This window comes from Streptomyces aureoversilis, assembly GCF_042657885.1.
GTDB classification, from domain to species: domain Bacteria; phylum Actinomycetota; class Actinomycetes; order Streptomycetales; family Streptomycetaceae; genus Streptomyces; species Streptomyces aureoversilis.
In genome coordinates, this window is the sequence record NZ_JBHSKJ010000003.1 from 261993 (window position 1) to 279163 (window position 17171).

14 protein-coding genes are annotated in these 17171 nt (G+C 73.3%); 12 read left to right on the plus strand and 2 right to left on the minus strand.

Annotated elements, in window-relative coordinates; genetic code table 11:
- Nucleotides 1-54 precede the first annotated feature (54 nt).
- Nucleotides 55-189 carry a hypothetical protein gene (locus ACFPP6_RS06720; RefSeq protein WP_382038179.1) on the plus strand — a complete coding sequence of 45 codons (135 nt, stop codon included), beginning with the start codon at nucleotides 55-57 and terminating at the stop codon, nucleotides 187-189.
- Between the two features lie 3 nt (nucleotides 190-192).
- On the plus strand, nucleotides 193-381 hold the full coding sequence (locus ACFPP6_RS06725) for a hypothetical protein (protein WP_382038181.1): 189 nt from the start codon (nucleotides 193-195) through the stop codon (nucleotides 379-381).
- Nucleotides 382-524: 143 nt separating this feature from the next.
- On the opposite strand, the gene ACFPP6_RS06730 is transcribed toward ACFPP6_RS06725, so the two are convergent.
- The gene (locus ACFPP6_RS06730; protein ID WP_382038182.1) at nucleotides 525-1574 is read right to left on the minus strand and encodes a LacI family DNA-binding transcriptional regulator; all 1050 of its coding nucleotides are present in this window, start codon (nucleotides 1572-1574) and stop codon (nucleotides 525-527) included.
- 197 nt (nucleotides 1575-1771) lie between these two features.
- Between ACFPP6_RS06730 and ACFPP6_RS06735 the strand changes: the two genes are divergently transcribed.
- The 6 genes from ACFPP6_RS06735 to ACFPP6_RS06760 all read left to right on the plus strand — a co-directional run bounded on the left by ACFPP6_RS06735 (nucleotide 1772) and on the right by ACFPP6_RS06760 (nucleotide 11413).
- Complete coding sequence (locus tag ACFPP6_RS06735) at nucleotides 1772-3079, plus strand: ABC transporter substrate-binding protein (RefSeq protein WP_382038184.1); 1308 nt, start codon at nucleotides 1772-1774, stop codon at nucleotides 3077-3079.
- A 5-nt stretch (nucleotides 3080-3084) separates the two neighbouring features.
- Nucleotides 3085-4029 (plus strand): carbohydrate ABC transporter permease, encoded by a 945-nt coding sequence (locus tag ACFPP6_RS06740; protein WP_382038186.1) that lies wholly within the window; start codon nucleotides 3085-3087, stop codon nucleotides 4027-4029.
- Nucleotides 4026-4856, plus strand: coding sequence for a carbohydrate ABC transporter permease (locus ACFPP6_RS06745; RefSeq protein ID WP_382038188.1), 831 nt, complete (start codon nucleotides 4026-4028; stop codon nucleotides 4854-4856). Before ACFPP6_RS06740 ends, ACFPP6_RS06745 begins: the two co-directional genes overlap by 4 nt.
- 70 nt (nucleotides 4857-4926) lie before the next feature.
- Entirely contained in the window at nucleotides 4927-6213 is a 1287-nt protein-coding gene (locus ACFPP6_RS06750) for a glycoside hydrolase 5 family protein (RefSeq protein WP_382038189.1), read from the plus strand.
- A gap of 93 nt (nucleotides 6214-6306) precedes the next feature.
- Nucleotides 6307-8376, plus strand: a complete 2070-nt coding sequence (locus ACFPP6_RS06755; RefSeq protein ID WP_382038191.1) for an endo-beta-N-acetylglucosaminidase — start codon at nucleotides 6307-6309, stop codon at nucleotides 8374-8376.
- Nucleotides 8377-8389: 13 nt separating this feature from the next.
- Nucleotides 8390-11413, plus strand: a complete 3024-nt coding sequence (locus ACFPP6_RS06760) for an alpha-mannosidase (RefSeq protein ID WP_382038192.1) — start codon at nucleotides 8390-8392, stop codon at nucleotides 11411-11413.
- Here the strand turns inward: ACFPP6_RS06760 and ACFPP6_RS06765 are convergent.
- Nucleotides 11410-12498 carry an alpha/beta hydrolase gene (locus tag ACFPP6_RS06765; RefSeq protein ID WP_382038193.1) on the minus strand — a complete coding sequence of 363 codons (1089 nt, stop codon included), beginning with the start codon at nucleotides 12496-12498 and terminating at the stop codon, nucleotides 11410-11412. The two genes, ACFPP6_RS06760 and ACFPP6_RS06765, sit on opposite strands and share 4 nt — an antisense overlap.
- A gap of 49 nt (nucleotides 12499-12547) precedes the next feature.
- Between ACFPP6_RS06765 and ACFPP6_RS06770 the strand changes: the two genes are divergently transcribed.
- The 4 genes from ACFPP6_RS06770 (at nucleotide 12548) to ACFPP6_RS06785 (ending at nucleotide 17028) form a co-directional block, all read left to right on the plus strand.
- Complete coding sequence (locus ACFPP6_RS06770; RefSeq protein ID WP_382038195.1) at nucleotides 12548-13108, plus strand: DUF1697 domain-containing protein; 561 nt, start codon at nucleotides 12548-12550, stop codon at nucleotides 13106-13108.
- A gap of 84 nt (nucleotides 13109-13192) precedes the next feature.
- On the plus strand, nucleotides 13193-15931 hold the full coding sequence (locus ACFPP6_RS06775) for an alpha/beta fold hydrolase (RefSeq protein WP_382038197.1): 2739 nt from the start codon (nucleotides 13193-13195) through the stop codon (nucleotides 15929-15931).
- Nucleotides 15932-15936: 5 nt separating this feature from the next.
- The gene (locus tag ACFPP6_RS06780; RefSeq protein WP_382038512.1) at nucleotides 15937-16800 is read left to right on the plus strand and encodes an ABC transporter permease; all 864 of its coding nucleotides are present in this window, start codon (nucleotides 15937-15939) and stop codon (nucleotides 16798-16800) included.
- A gap of 87 nt (nucleotides 16801-16887) precedes the next feature.
- Nucleotides 16888-17028, plus strand: coding sequence for a hypothetical protein (locus ACFPP6_RS06785; protein ID WP_382038198.1), 141 nt, complete (start codon nucleotides 16888-16890; stop codon nucleotides 17026-17028).
- Nucleotides 17029-17171: the final 143 nt, after the last annotated feature.

The following is a 17171-nucleotide window of genomic DNA, read 5'->3' on the forward strand; positions in this document are numbered from 1 at the left end:
GCGGGGGAAAGCTCCCGTGTCGGCATCATGTCTGTTCGGAAGGAGCGCACGAAAATGGGTAAGAAGAGTGACGACGACTGGGACCCGAACGAGAACAGGGACCAGGTGACCGATCCCAATATGGGCGTCTCCCAGAACGGCAGCGTTCATACGAGCATGGCCGATGACGAGGAGCGCGAAGGGAAGTAGCGCATGATCCACGGCGAGGACCTGGTGAAGGATCTGCGGCGCGACCACGGGTTCGTACACATCGGGCGCACCAAGGACGGCAACGCCGTGATCATGCGCAGGGGCGACCGTTGGACGGTCGTGCCCCTTCGGTTGCTGACCAGCGAGGCCGTGGACATCATCAAGGCTCAGGCCGGGATCAGCCTCGCCTGAGTCAGTGCTGGAGCCCCGTCCGCGCCTTTTTCTCCTCCGAGGGGTGCGGGCGGGGCGCTCCGCCGCCCGACTTGCCGGGTCGCCCCTCCGGTCCAGTCGTGGGAGACCGGGCTCCGCCGACCGGGAGGGTCCGCGGGTGCGGCTCACCGTGAGGACGGCGCCCGGGCCGTCGATGCCCGGTGGACGAGTTGCGGGGTCGCGTCCTCGACCCGGCGCCCCCGGCCGCCGTCCAGCAGGGCGAGGAGGTGCTCCGCCGCGTGCCGGCCGAAGGCGGCGGTGTCGCGGACCAGGGCCGTCAGCGCGGGGTGGGTGCTGCGGCAGAGCACCGAGTCGTCCCAGGCCACGATCGAGAGGGCGGCGGGTACGGGCACGCCGCGCCCGGCCGCCACCGCCAGGCCCGCCACCGCCATCACGTCGTTGTCGTAGACGATGGCGGTGGGAGGGCGGTCGCCGGCCAGCTCCCTGCGGGTGGCCTCGGCGCCCTGGGCGTCGGAGTAGTCGGTGGTCACCGACCGCACGTCCGGCAGGCCGCGGCGGGCCGCCTCCGCGCGCAGGCAGGCCATGCGGCGCCGGGTGTGGGCGAGCTCCGGCAGGCCCGCGATGTGGGTGATGCGGCGGTGGCCCAGGTCGTACAGGTGGCCGACGATCGAGGCCATCGCGCCGGTGTCGTCGGCCCACAGGGTGGAGATCGCGCCGTACGGAGCGCCCCGTCCGTCGAGCGCGCCGACGACCACGGCGGGCAGGCCCAGGCGGTCGAGCAGGTCCGGGCGGGGGTCTTCGGCCCGCGGATCGACGACGAGCAGGCCGTCCACGCGGCGCTCGGCCCACCAGCGGCGGTAGACCGCGCACTCGGCGTCGAGGTCCTCCACGACCTGGAAGAGCAGCCCGAGGCGCCGGCCGGCGAGCACCTCCTGCACGCCGGAGACCAGCTGCAGGAAGAAGGACTCCACGCCGAGCGTACGGGCGGGCCTGGCCAGGACGAGGCCCACGGTGGCCGCGCCCTCCCCCGAGAGGGCGCGGGCGGCGGTGCTCGGCTGCCAGCCCAGCTGCTCGGCCACCCGGCGGATGCGCGCGCGGGTGGCCTCCGAGACCCCCGGGCGGCCGTTGAGCGCGAAGGAGACCGCGCTCTCCGAGACGCCCGCCCGGCGCGCGATGTCCTTGATCGTCGGGCGGCGGGCCGGTGTGCGGCGCACGGTGCACCCTCCCCTCGGCCGGCGTCCGGAGCGTCTGAGGCCTTGAGCGCTTGAGCGGTAACAGACTAAAGCGCATTAGTCGTTGACGACAGTATTGACTAACTCCCGTTCCGGGTGCACCTTTTGGACCGCTGCCATCGTTGTCATCGCCAACTTCCGCACCGTCACCTCCTCCCGACCGAAGGAGTTCGCCGGCCATGCCGATACGCCGTGGAGCCCTCGCCGCGACCGTTCCGCTGCTCGTGTCCGCCCTCACGCTGACCGCCTGCGGCTCGGGCGGATCCGGCTCCGGATCCGGGGAGGGCGGCGGCGCGGACGGGAAGCCCGAGGGCGACATCACCTTTCAGACCTGGAATCTGCGCAGCAATTTCAAGGACTACTTCACCGGCCTGGTGGCGGATTTCGAGAAGGCGCACCCGGGCGTCCGGGTCAAATGGCTGGACCAGCCGGCCGACAACTACGCGGACAAGCTCGGCGCGGACGCCGCGGCCGGGACCCTGCCGGACGTCGTCAACGTCTCCCCCGACCTGTCGTACCCGCTGGCCAAGGCCGGTCTGCTGATGAACCTCGACAAGGAGCCGGCCGCCGCGAAGTTCAAGGGCGAGTACACCCCGGAGGCCTGGCGGGGAAACGTGCTGCCGGGGCTGGACGGGTCGTACTCCTTCCCCTGGTACCTCAACACCGGCCCGCTGTTCTACAACAAGGCCCTCTTCCGGCAGTCCGGCCTCGACCCCGAAAGGCCCCCGAAGACGTACGACGAGCTGTTCGCGGCGGCACGGGCCATCGCGGAGCGTTCCGGCGGGAAGACCGCGACGCTCGGGGGCACCCCCGCCGTCGAGGACTTCGGCCGCTACGGCGTGAGGCTCATGAACGACGACGCCACCCGGTTCACCTACAACGAGCCCAAGGGCGTGGAACTGCTCACCGCGTACAAGAACCTCTACGAGCGCGGCGGCCTCGATCCGCAGGCGCTGACCAACACTCCGGACAAGACGGGGCAGAAGTTCCTGGAGCAGAAGGTCGCCATGAATCCGGGCAGCGCCCACGACCTCGAGAACTTCAGGAAGAGCGCACCCGGGCTCTACCGGAACCTCGGCATCACGGACGCGCCCAACAACACCGGGAAGCCCAACATGTACGTGATGGGCCTCGGGATCAGCAGCCGCAGCAAGCACAAGGCCGCGGCCGTCGCCTTCGCGCACTTCGTGACCGACAGGAAGAACCAGGAGGCCTTCGCCCACAAGGTCGCCGTCTTCCCCAGCACCAAGGGCTCGCTGGACGACCCGTACTGGACGAAGGACGACGGGACGGACGAGGGCCGGGTGCGGTTGGCCTCGGCGAAGATGCTGAAGGGGGCGGTCAATTACACGCCGGTCGTGCTGAGCGAGGAGATGAAGACCGTCCTCAAGAACGAGGTCGCCAAGGCGCTCCAGGGAAAGAAATCGCCGCGGCAGGCTCTGGACGACGCCGTCGCGCAGAGCAACAAGCTGCTCAAGCAGGGCTGACGGGCATGAAGCGGGTGCGTACGCACCGGGCGGCCAGCCCCTGGCTCTTCCTGCTGCCCGGCCTCGGGACCGTCGCCGCCTTCAACCTCTACCCCTTCCTCACCACGCTCCACAAGGCGTTCACGGACGCCCGCACGCTGACCCCCGGCAGCTGGGTGGGGCTGCGCAACTTCCGGGAACTGCTGCAGGACGAGCAGTTCTGGGTGGCCCTGCGCAACAGCGGCCTCTACGTCGTCCTCGTCGTGCCCTTCACCGTGCTGCTGCCGCTGCTCCTCGCGCTCCTGGTGCAAAAGCGGATCCCGGGCGTCGCGTTCTTCCGGTCCGCCTTCTACACCCCGGTCGTGGCCTCCGTCGTCGTGGTGGCCCTGATCTGGGAGTGGATGCTCGACGACCGCGGCCTGGTCAACGCCGTCCTGCGCGTCCTCGGGGCCGGACCGGTCTCCTTCCTCGGCGACGAGTGGCTGCTGCTGTTCAGCGCGATGGCACTGACGGTCTGGAAGGGCCTCGGCTACTACATGATCATCTATCTGGCGGCGCTGGCGAACGTGCCGCGCGAGCTCCACGAGGCGGCCGCCGTCGACGGGGCCGGTGCGCTGCGCCGCTTCACGGCCGTCACCGTGCCCGCCGTGCGCTCCACGATGGTGCTGGTCGGCGCCCTGTCGTCGGTCGCCGCCTTCAAGGTCTTCTCCGAGGTCTACCTGCTGGCGGGGCCCACCGGCGGGCCGGCCGGGCAGGACACCACCCTCGTCATGCTCCTCCAGCGGACCGGCACGGGGCTCAACGGGCGCGTCGGCTACTCCTCCGCGATCTCCCTGATCGTCTTCGCCGTCGCCCTGGTGCTGATGCTGCTCGTCCTGCGCGCCGACCGGAGGGACGGACAGGACTCGCAGGACGGGCAGGACCTGCCGCATCGGCAAGGCGGACCGGACCCGAAGGGCGGGCGGGCATGAACCGCGCCACGCCCTGGGAGAAGGCCGTGCGCTACGTGCTGCTCCTCGCCGTCCTGGCCCTCACCGTCGGCCCGTTCCTCTGGCAGCTCTCGACCTCCCTCAAGGGCACCACCGAGGACATCTACACCTCCCCTCCGCGCTTCCTGCCGGCGCATCCGACCGGCCACAACTACGCCCAGGTCGCGGACATCGTCCCCGTGTGGGGCTACGCCCTGAACTCCCTCAAGGTCGCCGCCGCGAACGTGCTCACCAACCTGGCCGGCGCCTCCATGGCCGGCTACGCCCTGGCCCGGCTGCGCTTCCGCGGCCGCCGGGCGGCGGGGCTGGCCTTCGTCGCGGCCGTGCTGGTGCCCCTGGAGTCCGTCGTCATCGCCCAGTTCACGATGATGCGCGACCTGGAGCTCAACAACACGCTCGTCGCCGTCGTCCTGCCCGGGGCCGTCGGCGCGCTCAACGTGCTGCTGATGCGCAACGCCTTCGCCGCCCTGCCCTACGAGACCGAGGAGGCGGCCGTCATCGACGGGGCGAACGTCTGGCAGCGCTTCGTCCGCATCGCACTGCCCTCGGTGAAGGGGACGCTCGCCGTCGTCGCGATCTTCTCGTTCATGGGGGCGTGGGACGACTTCCTGTGGCCGCTGATCGTGCTGTCCGACCCCGACCGCTTCACCCTGACCGTAGGCCTGAACTACCTGCACGGCACCTTCCAGCAGGACCCGCGGCTCGTCGCCGCCGGCACCGTCATCGCCGTCGCCCCGCTCGTCGTGATGTTCGTCTGCCTCCAGCGGTACTTCTTCCGCGGCGTCGGGGAGGGCGCCGTCAAGGGCTGACCGCCCGCCCCGCCTTCCCTGCCGCCGCCACCGCCCCGAGGGGCACCCACAGAAGGGACACCCGCGCCCCATGCGCTTCGGCGTCAACTACACCCCGGCCCGCGGCTGGTTCCACCACTGGCTCGACTTCGACCTGGACGACGTCCGCGCCGACCTGGACTCCGTGGCCGCGCTCGGCCTCGACCACATCCGCGTCTTCCCCCTCTGGCCCCTCTTCCAGCCCAACCGCACCCTGATCCGCCCGCGCGCCGTCGAGCAGCTCGTCCAGCTGGTGGACGCGGCCGGGGAACGCGGGCTCGACGTCAACGTCGACGGCCTCCAGGGCCACCTGTCCAGCTTCGACTTCATCCCCTCCTGGACCACCACCTGGCACCGCCGCAACCTCTTCACCGACCCCGACGTCGTCGACGCCCAGGCCCGCCTCCTCACCGAACTGGCCGCCGCCCTCGCCGACCGGCCCCACTTCCTCGGCATGACCGTCGGCAACGAGGTCAACCAGTTCTCCGGGCCGCCCCACCCCGACCCCGACCGGATCCGGCCCCGCGACGCCGGCGGCTGGCTGCGGCGCATGCTCGCCGCGTGCGAGGAAGGGGCCCCGGGCAGGACGCATCTGCACGCCTCGTACGACGCCGCCTTCCACGACGGAGCACACCCCTTCACCCCGGCGCACTCGGCACGGCTGGGCGCCATGACCGCCGTGCACTCCTGGGTGTTCAACGGCACCGCGCAGCGGCACGGGCCCGGTGACGTCGCCGAGCGCCACGCCGCCTACCTCGTCGAGCTCTCGAAGGCGTGGGCGGACGACGCGACGCGCCCCGTCTGGCTGCAGGAGGTGGGGGCGCCCGCCCCGCACGTTCCGCCCGGCCGCGCCGCCGCCTTCACCGAGGCGACCGTCCGCCACGTCCTGGACTGCCCCGGCGTGTGGGGGGTGACCTGGTGGTGCTCCCACGACGTCGACCGGGCGCTGGCCGACTTCCCCGAGCTGGAGTACGGGCTGGGGCTGCTCACCAACGACCGCGAGGTCAAGCCCGCCGGGGAGGCGTTCGCACGCCTCGCCCGGGAACACGGGAGAGGCGGGTCGTCCGGGCTGTCCGGGGCGCCCGGGTCCCCCGCCCCGCCCGGGCCGCCCCTGTCGCCCGCGCCGCGGCGGACCGCCCTGGTCCTGGACGCGGGGGACGTCGAGGACGCGCCGGGGCGGGCGGTGTGCGCGCCGGGGGGTGCGTTCTTCGAGGCGTGGATGCGGGTCGCCTCCGGCGGGGGGCGGCCGGCGGTGGTGCTGGCCCAGCGGGCCGATGACGCTGCGCATCTGGCCGCGCGGGGCGTCACGGAAGTGATCGCGGTCGATCAGGTGCCCTAAGGCTGCACCCCCGCCACATGAACGGGGTTCCGCCCCGGACCCCGGACCCCGGTCCTCGAACGCCGGACGGGCTTGAATTCTGGAGGAGCCACCATGAACATCACGCGCCGAAGAGCCCTCGCCGCCGGCGCCGGCGGCCTCGCGGCCGTCGCCCTGTCCGGCGGGCGGGGGACGGCGGCCCCCGCCCCGGCCCCTGCCCCTGCTCCCGCCCTCCAGCCGTACGCCGCCTACTGGTTCCCCGACAGCCTGCCGGCCGGTACGCCCGAGCCGGGGGTGGTCTGGCGGAGCCTCGCCTCCTGGGAGCCGGAGAAGGACCCCGACCTGCCGTTCAACCGGGCGGCCGTGCCGCTCGCCGCCCGTTTCGCTCCGCCACCGCCCAACGGCACCGCCCGCGCCGGGCAGGCCCGCGTCTGCGCGCTCGCCGCCTTCGCCACCACCTCGGGGAACCCCTCGCAGGGCGCGCCGACCGCCGACTACTACGCCCTCACCAACTGGGCCTACCTCGACGAACTGGTCTTCTGGGGCGGTTCCTCGGGCGAGGGGCTGATCCTGGCGCCCAACGCGCCGGTCGTGGACGCCGCCCACCGCAACGGCGTGCCCGTCCTCGGCACGGTGTTCCTGCCGCCCGCGGCCTACGGAGGACAGCTGCGGTGGACACGGGACCTGGTGCGGCGCGGACCGGACGGCGGCTTCCCGCTGGCCGACCGGCTGATCCGGGTGGCCCGGGCGTACGGCTTCGACGGCTGGTTCGTCAACGCCGAGACGGACGGGGGCGATGCGCGGCTCGGCGCGGACATGCGCGACTTCATCGCATACCTGCAGGGGCACGGCGAGGGCGAGGGCATGCGGGTCATCTGGTACGACGCGATGGCCGTCTCCGGCGGCATCGACTGGCAGAACCGGCTCAACGAGCACAACGCCCCCTTCTTCCAGGCGGCCGGCTCGATGTTCCTGAACTTCAACTGGGACCGCTCCGGGCTCGTCTCCTCCGCCGCCCTCGCGCGCCGGCTGGGGCGCAGCCCGTACGGCCTGTGGGCGGGGATCGACGTGGAGGCCCGCGGCTGGGACACGCCGGTGGACTGGGACGCGGTCGTCCCGGCGGCCGGCCCGCACGTCACCTCCTACGGCTTCTACCGCCCCGAGTGGACGTGGAAGAGCCTGCCCGCCGGAGGGCGCGGCCCGGCCGCCTTCCACGCGCGCGACGACCGCTTCTGGTCCGGGCAGGGCCTCGACCCGTCCGCGCCGGAGACGGGCCCGTGGCGGCCACCGGCCGCGTCGGTGGCGGACCGGTCCACGCTCACCGCGCTCCCGTTCGCCACGACCTTCAACACCGGGCACGGCCTGGGCTGGTACGAGAAGGGCCGGCGGACGGGCGACACCGCGTGGAACCACCTGGGGCTGCAGGACCGGCTGCCCGGCAGGCGCTGGACGGTCCGCACGGAAGGCCCGCGGCCGGAGGTCGGTTTCGACTTCGCCGACGCCTGGCGGGGCGGCAGCAGCCTGCTCGTCGGCGGCAGGCTCGCCGGGGCGGCGACGGTCGAGCTGTACGCGGCACGGCTGCCGTTCCCGGACTCCACGGTCGTCGAGCTGGCCCAGCGCACGGACCCCGGCTCGGCGGCGGTCCGCGTCGAGCTGGCGGTCGCCGTGGACGACGAGCCGTACGCCTTCCTGCCGGCCGGCACGTTCCGCGCGGGCGGCCGCGGCTGGACCACGGTCACCGTACGGGCCGGGGCGAGACTCCGCGGCCGCAAGGGGCGGACGATCCGCTCGCTCGGCATCCGGCTCACCGCCGCGGACGGCGGTGCGGTCCGCTGGCGCCTGGGCGGGCTGGCCGTGCGCGCCACCGCCCCGGCGGCGCCCGCCCGGCCGGCGCACCCCGCGGTCACCGCGGCACGGGTGGGCGCCGACGGCACGGCCGAGCTGCGTCTGGCCTGGGGAGCCCCCGCCGGAAGCGGCCACCGCACCGCCCCCGTACGCCAGTACGAGGTGCGCCAGGCCCTGCCCGGCGGGCGCTTCCGCTTCCTCGGCGGCACCTGCGGGCATGCCTACTACGTCCCGGCGCTGCGTCGTACGGACGGCGAGGCGGCCACGCGCATCGAGGTGCGCGCCGTGGACGAGCTGTACACCGCCTCCGCCCCCGCTCCCGTCACCTTTCGCTGGTAAGGAATCCGACCTGATGCACAACGACCGCACCATCACCGAAGCCCGGCTGAAGCGCGTGCTGGACGAGCGTATCCGGCCGGCCGTGTACCCCGAGTCGGTGCCGCTGTCCGTCACCGTCTGGAACGCGCCCGGCGAGCCCGTCCCGGTGGCCGAGGGGATCGCCGCCGGGGGCGTGCCGATCGAGGCCGGCGCGGCGTGGGGGCCGCCGTGGGGCACGAGCTGGTTCACCGTCGCGGGCAGCGTGCCGCGGCACTGGGCGGGCCGTACGGTCGAGGCGCTGCTCGACCTGGGGTTCGACGAGAACATGCCGGGCTTCCAGTGCGAGGGGCTCATCTACCGGCCGGACGGCTCGCCCGTGAAGGGCCTGAACCCGCGCAACCAGTGGGTCAGGATCGCCGACCGGGCTGTGGGCGGCGAGGAGGTGCTGCTGCACGTCGAGGCGTCGTCCAACCCCGTCATCCTCGACTACCACCCCTTCGTGCCGACCGAACAGGGCGACCGGGAGACGGCGGACGGCGAGCCGCGCTACCGGCTGGCGCGCATGGACCTCGCGGTCCTCGACCGGACGGTGTGGGAGCTGGTCCAGGACCTGGAGGTGCTGGAGGGGCTGATGACCGGGCTGCCGGTGGAGTCGCCGCGCCGCTGGGAGATCCTGCGGGCGGTCGAGCGCGCGCTGGACGCGGTCGACCTGCAGGACGTCGGCGGTACGGCGGCCGCGGCGCGCGAGCGGCTCACGGCCGTCCTGTCCGCCCCCGCGCACGCCTCCGCGCACCGGATCAGCGCGGTGGGCCACGCGCACATCGACTCGGCGTGGCTGTGGCCGCTCCGCGAGACGGTGCGCAAGGTCGCCCGCACGACCTCGAACATGACCGCGCTGCTGGAGGACGAGCCGGAGTTCGTCTACGCCATGTCGCAGGCCCAGCAGTTCGCGTGGATCAAGGAGCACCGGCCGGAGGTGTACGCGCGCGTGAAGAAGGCCGTCGCGGACGGCCGGTTCGTGCCGGTGGGCGGCATGTGGGTGGAGTCGGACACGAACATGCCGGGGTCGGAGGCGCTGGCCCGGCAGTTCGTGCACGGCAAGCGCTTCTTCCTGGAGGAGTTCGGTATCGAGACGGAGGAGGTGTGGCTGCCGGACTCCTTCGGCTACTCCGCCGCACTGCCGCAGCTGGTGAGGCTGGCAGGGGCCAAGTGGTTCCTGACGCAGAAGATCTCCTGGAGCCAGGCGAACAAGTTCCCGCACCACACGTTCTGGTGGGAGGGCCTGGACGGCACCCGCGTCTTCACCCACTTCCCGCCGATCGACACCTACAACGCCCAGCTCTCGGGCCGGGAGCTCGCGCACGCCGTTCGCAACTTCCAGGAGAAGGGCGGGGCCACCCGCTCGCTCGCGCCGACGGGGTGGGGCGACGGGGGCGGCGGCACCACGCGCGAGATGCTGGCGCGGGCGAAGCGGCTGGCGGACCTGGAGGGCTCGGCGCGGGTGGTCTTCGAGAAGCCCTCGGCGTTCTTCGAGAAGGCGCACGCGGAGTACGGCGACGCGCCGGTGTGGGTGGGCGAGCTGTACCTGGAGCTGCACCGGGCGACCCTGACCAGCCAGGCCCGCACCAAGCAGGGCAACCGGCGCAGCGAGCACCTGCTGTACGAGGCGGAGCTGTGGGCGGCGACGGCGGCCGTGCGGACGGGCTTCCCGTATCCGTACGAGGCGCTGGACCGGATCTGGAAGACGGTGCTGCTGCACCAGTTCCACGACATCCTGCCGGGCACCTCGATCGCGTGGGTGCACCGGGAGGCGGCGGCGACGTACGCGGCGGTGGCGGCGGAGCTGGAGGAGATCGTCGCGGGTGCGCTGGCGGCGCTGGCGGGCGACGGTGCGGGCGGCGGGACGGTGGTGTTCAACGCGGCGCCGCACGGGCGGGGCGGTGTTCCCGCGCGGGCCGCCGTACACGGCGGTTCCTCCGCACCCGTACCGCAGGCGGTCCGGCAGCGCGAGGGCGGCGGATTCGTCCTGGAGAACACCTGGCTGCGGGCCGAGGTCGACCGGCGCGGGCTCGTGGTGTCGGTGTACGACCGCGAGGCGGAGCGGGAGACGATCGCGCCGGGAGCGGCGGCCAATCTGCTGCAACTGCACCAGGACTTCCCGAACATGTGGGACGCCTGGGACGTGGACCACTTCTACCGCAACACGGTGACCGACCTGACGGACGCCGAGTCGGTGGAGCTCGCGGACGACGGGACGGCGGTGCGCGTGGTGCGCGCCTTCGGATCCTCGCGCGTCGAGCAGCGGATCTCCCTCCCCGCGGACGCACGGCGCCTGGACGTCGGGACGGAGGTCGACTGGCACGAGACGGAGAAGTTCCTCAAGGCGGCCTTCCCGCTCGACCTGCACGCCGACCGTACGGCGGCGGAGACCCAGTTCGGGCACCTGTACCGGCCCACGCACACCAACACCAGCTGGGACGCCGCCAAGTTCGAGGCGTGCGCGCACCGCTTCGTGCACCTGGAGGAGCCGGGCTGGGGCGTGGCGGTCGTCAACGACGCGACGTACGGCTACGACGTGACGCGGACGGTCCGCCCGGAGGACACGGGCACGACCACGACGGTCCGGCTGTCCCTCCTGCGGGCCCCGCGCTTCCCGGACCCGCGCACCGACCAGGGGGTGCACCGCTTCCGGTACGCGCTGGTGCCGAACGCGTCGATCGGCGACGCCGTCCGCGAGGGCCACCGCATCAACCTGCCGGAGCGGCGGGTGCCGGGAAGCTCGGATGTACGGCCTCTGGTGCACGTCGACGACGAGGCGGTCGTCGTCTCCGCGGTCAAGCTCGCGGACGACGGAAGCGGGGACGTCGTCGTCCGCCTGTACGAGTCCCTGGGCGGCCGGGCCCGGGCCCTCCTGAAGGCGGGTTTCCCCCTGGCCTCGGCCTCCGTGTGCGACCTGCTGGAGCGGCCGCGGGCCACGGCGGCGACGGACGGCGACGTCGTCCCGCTGGCACTGCGGCCGTTCCAGATCCTCACCCTGCGGCTGGAGCGGCGCGGCTAGGCGCCTACGGCGCCCATCAGCATCGGGAAGGAGGCGACGAGCTCCCGCTCCCAGTACGGCCATGTGTGGGTGCCTTCGGAGGCGCACACCGTGGCCGGGATGCGGAGTTCGGCGAGGCGGGCCCGGAGCTGCCCGTTCATGCCGAAGATCGCGCGTTCGACGGCCTCGTCGCCGTGTGCTGCCGGATCGGTGCAGCGGGCCGGGGAGGGCGGTGGTCCGCCCCACTGCCAGCCCGTCCCGCTGTCCGTGCCGTTTCCGTAGGAAACGTAGAGGGGTGTTCCGGCGAGGGAAGCGGCCTGGTGGAGTGGGCTGTGGCGCTCCCAGATGCTCCGCTGGCGCACGTCGGCGGGGTCGTCGGTGTCGAAGGGATGGCCGGGCTCCCCCCACACGCGCTTCCAGTCGGCGAGGCAGGAGATGCCGCCGAGCTTGACCGCGTCGGGTCCGCTGAAGCCGCCGTCGGGCGACTTGTACAGCATGTTGACGCCGCCGCTGTAGGAGGCGGCCGCCTTGAACATGCCCGGGTGCGCGGCGGCGAACTTCAGCGCGCCCTGGCCGCCCATGGACAGGCCCGCGACGGCCGCCCGGTCCGTACCGGCGCGGTAGGTGCGCTCCAGGAGCGGCCTGAGCTCGCCGAGCAGATAGGTCTCCCAGGCGGGAGCACCGCCCTTGCCGTAGTTCCACCAGTCGCTGTAGCCGCTGCAGGCGCTGGTCTCCGGCATGACGACGATGACGTCCCGCCCGGCGGCGAGCTCCTCGACGTGCGTGTTGCCGGTCCAGTCCTTGTGGTTTCCGCCGCCGCCGTGCAGCAGCCACAGGGTGGGCCACGTGCGCTGCGCGTCACGGTCCCAGCCGGCGGGGAGCAGCAGCCGTACCCATCTGGTGTGCGTCAGCCCGTCGATCCGGGGCGACCGGACGGCCACGTCGAGCGTCCGGTCGTCGATCCGTACTTCCTGGACGACTTCGGCCGGATTGTCCGCGGCGCGGGCCGTACCCGCGCCGCCGGGGCCGGGGATCTGCATCCCCAGCAGAGTCAGGATCAGCGTGAGCACCGCCAGTACCCCGCGCGTGCGGGCCTTGCGCACCATGTGACGCCCCCTCACCCTCGGTGATGTCCGTCCACACTACGGTGGGGGTGTGACAACGTACGTGGCGCTGCTGCGCGGTATCAATGTGGGCGGCAAGAAGCGTGTTCCCATGCGGACCCTGCGGGAGCTGCTGTCCGGCATGGGCTGCGGCTCCGTCCGTACGCACCTCAACAGCGGCAACGCCGTGTTCACCCACCCGGGCTCGGGCGCGGAGGAGCTGGCCCGCGGGCTCGAGCAGGCGATCGAGCGCGAGCTGGGCTTCCCGGTGGCGTGCATGGTGCGGGACGCGGGTGACATGCGCCGCGTCGTTGACGCCGATCCGTTCGCCGGACGGGAGGTCGACCCCGCGCGGTTCGTGGTGACGTTCCTGGCCGCGCCCGCCGACCCGGCGGCCGTCGCGGACCTGGACCCGGCGGCGTACGCGCCGGAGGAGTTCGTCCTGGCCGGGCGCGAGCTGTACGTGTACTACGCGGAGGGGATCCGGGACGCGAAGCTCTCGAAGGTGCTCACGGAGCGGCGCCTGGGCACGGCGGGCACCGGGCGGAACTGGAACACGGTCACCAAGCTGGCCGCCATGGCGGAGGAGACGGAGGCGGCCGCCGGGCAGTGAATCCGGCGCGACCACGACCCGGCCGCCGGGCGGTGAATCCGGCCCGCGCCCCAGCCGGACGAGGTCTCCGCTTAGCATGCGGGCATGAAGCTGCGTTTTCCCCGTCCGCGCGGGCGACGGCTCGTCGCCACCGCCGCCGCGGCCGTCGTGCTCGCCGGCGGCGGCACCTGGGCCGTGGCCTCCGGGGCCGGGGGCGATCCGCCCGTGCACCGCGAGGACCGCTTCATGACGGTGCCGGAGGCGCCGGGGGCGAGCGGTCCGGTGCGGATCGACACGTCGTTCTTCACCGCGGGCGGGGAGGGCCGCAGGCCGGCCGTCCTGCTCGCGCACGGCTTCGGCGGCAGCAAGGACGACCTGCGCGGCCAGGCCGAGGACCTGGCGCGCTCCGGCTACGCGGTGCTCACCTGGTCCGCGCGCGGCTTCGGGCGCTCCACGGGCCGGATCGGGCTCAACGACCCGAACCGCGAGGTCGCCGACGTGAGCCGGCTGATCGACTGGCTCGCCGCGCGCCCCGAGGTCGAGCTGGACGGGGACAAGGACCCCAGGGTGGGCATAGCGGGCGGCTCGTACGGCGGCGCTGTCGCGCTGCTGGCGGCCGGTCACGACAAGCGCGTCGACGCGATCGCCCCGCAGGTCACGTACTGGAACCTCGCCGACGCCCTCTTCCCGGAGGGGGTGTTCAAGAAACTCTGGGCCGGGATCTTCTTCACCTCCGGCTCCGCCGCGGCGCCGGGGACCACCGCGCCGGGGCGCGCGGCGGGCAAGGCGGGCGCGGCCCCGCGCAGCGCACCCGCGGCCCCCTCCGCGCCGCTCGGCTGCGGGCGGTTCGAGAAGCAGCTGTGCGAGATGTACGAGCGGGTGGCCGTGGCCGGCAAGCCCGACGCGCAGGCCCGGGAGCTGCTGGAGCGCCGCAGCCCCGCCGCGGTCGCCGGCCGCATCAAGGTGCCCGCGCTGCTCGTCCAGGGCCAGACCGACTCGCTCTTCCCGCTGGACCAGTCCGACGCGGCGGCGCAGGCGATCGGCCGCAACGGCGCGCCCGTCGCGGTCGACTGGGTCGCGGGGGGCCACGACTCCGGCTTCGGCGAGGCCGACCGGACGGCGCTGCGCACGCGCGCGTGGTTCGACCGTTACCTCAAGGACGACGACAGCACGTCCACCGGACCTGCCTTCCGGGTCAGCAGGACGGGCGGCATCGACACCACCGACGGCAAGGCGCAGCTGCGCGGTGCGAGCGGCAGCAGCTATCCGGGGCTGCGCCACGACCCGGAGACGGTCGCGCTGTCCGGGCGGAAGCAGTCCTTCGCCAACCCGCCGGGGGCCGCGCCCCCGGCGATCTCCGCCGTCCCCGGGGTCGGGGGCGCGGTGTCGCAGCTGTCCGGGTTCGGGCTGGGTCTGTCGCTCGACTTCCCCGGGCAGCACGCCCGGTTCGAGTCGGCGCGCCTCACCGAGGGCGTCCGGGTGACGGGCTCCCCGGCGGTGAAGGTGAAGGTCGCCTCCGACACGGGCGAAGCGGTGCTGTTCGCCAAGCTCTACGACGTCGGCCCGAACGGGCAGCAGGTGCTGCCCGCCCAGCTCGTCGCGCCGGTGCGGGTCGAGGACGCCAAGGGCGGGCGGACGGTGGAGCTGAAGCTTCCGGCGATCGACCACACCTTCGAATCCGGCCACCGGATGCGGCTCGTGATCGCCTCGACCGACCTCGGCTACGCCTCGCCGGCCGCGCCCGCCACGTACGCCGTCTCCCTGGAGGGCGGGCTGAGCGTGCCGACGGCGCCCGACGTGCGGACGGCTTCGGCCGCGCTGCCCTGGTGGACGTGGGGCCTGCCGCTGGGCGGTGTGCTCGTCGCGGCCGCCGTGCTGCTGACGGGCCGGCGGCGGGTGAGCGCGCCGGAGCCGGACCCGGACCTCGCCGGAGTGCCGCTGCAGATCACCGGTCTGAGCAAGCGGTACGCCAAGTCCGCCGACCGGTACGCCGTGCGGGAGCTGTCCTTCCGGGTCGAACGCGGGCAGGTCCTCGGCCTGCTGGGGCCGAACGGCGCGGGCAAGACCACGACGCTGCGGATGCTCATGGGGCTCATCCGCCCCGACGCGGGCGAGGTGCGCGTCTTCGGGCACGCGGTGCGGCCGGGTGCGCCCGTGCTGTCGCGGGTCGGGGCGTTCGTGGAGGGCGCGGGCTTCCTGCCGCACCTGTCCGGCCGCGCCAACCTCGACCTGTACTGGCAGGCGACGGGCCGGCCGGCCGGGGACGCGCACATCGAGGAGGCCCTGGAGATCGCGGGGCTGGGCCCGGCGCTGGAGCGCGCCGTGCGCACGTACTCGCAGGGCATGCGGCAGCGGCTCGCCATCGCCCAGGCCATGCTGGGACTGCCGGACCTGCTGATCCTGGACGAGCCGACCAATGGCCTGGACCCGCCGCAGATCCGGGAGATGCGCGAGGTGATGATCCGCTACGCGGCCGCCGGCCGGACCGTGATCGTCTCCAGCCACCTCCTCTCCGAGGTCGAACAGAGCTGCACGCACCTGGTGGTCATGGACCGGGGCCGGCTGGTGACCGCCGGCCCGGTCGGGGACATCGTCGGCTCGGGCGACACGCTGCTGGTCGGCATCGAGGGCGAGGTGTCGGAGGTGACGGCCGACAAGGTGGCCGCGCTGCCGGGAGTGACCTCGGCGGTACGGGCCGAGGAGGGCCTGCTGGTCCGGCTGGACGGCGCAAGCGCCGCGCAGCTGGTGGCCGAGCTGGTCCGGCTGGAGATCCCGGTGGCGGGCGTGGGTCCGCACCGCCGCCTGGAGGACGCGTTCCTGACCCTGATCGGAGGCCCGTCGTGAGCGCAGTGGGGCACGTGGAAAAGGCGGCCGGGTCCGCTCCCGGCTACCGGGCGCGGCACACCCTGCCGCTGCGCGTCGAGGCGATGCGGCAGCTGCGGCGGCGCCGGACGCTGGTGGTCGGGGCGGTGCTCGCGGTCCTGCCGTTCGTGCTGATCGCGGCGTTCGCGATCGGAGGGCAGCCGAGCGGGCGGAACGGGCGGGTGACGCTCATCGACACCGCCACGGCGTCCGGGGTGAACTTCACCGCGACGTGCCTGTTCGTCTCGGCGGGCTTCCTGCTCGTGGTGCCGGTCGCGCTGTTCTGCGGCGACACGGTGGCGTCCGAGGCCGGCTGGTCCTCACTGCGCTACCTGCTGGCGGCGCCCGTGCCGCGGACCCGGCTGCTGGTCAGCAAGCTGACGGTGGCGCTCGCGTTCAGCGCGGCGGCCATGGTGCTGCTGCCGGTGGTGGCACTGGCGGCGGGCACGGCCGCGTACGGCTGGGGGCCGCTGCAGATCCCGACGGGCGGCTCGCTGCCGGGCACCACCGCCGTGGGACGGCTCGCGATCGTCGTGGCCTTCGTCTTCGTCGGTCAGCTGGTGACGGCCGGGCTCGCGTTCTGGCTGTCGACGGTCACGGACGCGCCGCTGGGCGCGGTGGGCGGCGCGGTCGGCCTGACGATCGTCGGCAACGTCCTGGACGCCGTGACGGCGCTGGGCCACTGGCGGGACTTCCTGCCGGCGCACTGGCAGTTCGCGTGGGCGGACGCGCTGCAGCCGCGGCTGGAGTGGGGCGGGATGATCAAGGGGACGGCGGTGTCGGTGGCGTACGCCCTGGTGCTGTTCGCCCTGGCGTTCCGCCACTTCCGGGGCAAGGACGTGGTGTCGTAGCCGGGCGCTCCGCCCCCGCCGGGCTCCCCGTTCTTGACATGCGTCGCGCTTCGTGCCGTGCCCGGCTGGATGGAGAGGGCACTTCGGGTGGTGAACCTGTTCCTGCACCTCTTCATAGGTGACCGGAGCTTCCACCAGCAGGTCATGGCTGCGGGAGATAACGGCGATGCCACGCTCGGCCTGGTCGATGAGGTCAAGGGGAAGATCCGGTCCCTGCATTTCCTGTGAGCTTCTCCGGCCGCCGGCGAAGCGGCCTGTCTGCTTTTCCGGACCCGGTGTACCGGCTTCCCGCGCCTCGCATGCCGGGCCCCTCCTTGCCTTGAGCTGCGCTCGACCGACCCGCCCCCGAGCCGTTCCCCCGCATGCTGTTT